General features: G+C 67.0%; 1 pseudogene. It reads left to right on the forward strand.

What is annotated here, in order from left to right:
• Positions 1-77 precede the first annotated feature (77 nt).
• A pseudogene (locus JMF90_RS39500) lies at positions 78-637 on the forward strand (aminotransferase class I/II-fold pyridoxal phosphate-dependent enzyme); the annotation flags it as partial.

Genomic DNA, 637 nt, shown 5'->3' on the forward strand with positions numbered 1-637 from the left:
TTCCGACGCGTGACACCACGCTTTTTAAAAATACGCGGCGTAACATAGCGGCTTTTCGAGATAAAGCGAAGGAAGCAATGGCACTGGGAGAGCATCTTCGCCAGCAACTGGCGGCAAAAGCGCTGAAACGGCAACTGGAGCGCGCGACCGACGCCGCGGCCGCGCCCGGCGTGCCCGGTACGCCGGTTGCGCAGACCGCGTCGGCACGCAGCCGCTTCGAGTCGATGCCGCAGTATCAGCAGGTCCGCATCATGCGCGAGATGGGCGAGAAGCTGCGGGTCGAGTCGCCGTTTTTCCGCGTGCACGACGGCGTCGCCGGCGCGACCACGCAGATCGGCGGCCGCGAATACCTGAACTTCGCCAACTACAACTATCTGGGTCTGGCCGGCGATCCGGCGGTGTCCGCGCGCGCGAAAGCCGCGATCGACCGCTACGGCACCTCGGCTTCGGCGAGCCGGATGGTCGCGGGCGAGCGTCCGGTGCAGCGCGCGCTCGAGCGCGCGCTGGCCGCGTTCTACGAGACCGACGACTGCGTCGCGTTCGTGAGCGGCCATGCGACCAACGTGACCGTGATCGGCGCGCTGTTCGGCCCTGGCGATCTGGTGGTCCACGACGCGCTCGCGCACAACAGCATCGT

Origin of the sequence: Burkholderia sp. E168m23 (assembly GCF_016586125.1) — a bacterium.
Lineage (GTDB): Bacteria > Pseudomonadota > Gammaproteobacteria > Burkholderiales > Burkholderiaceae > Burkholderia > Burkholderia orbicola.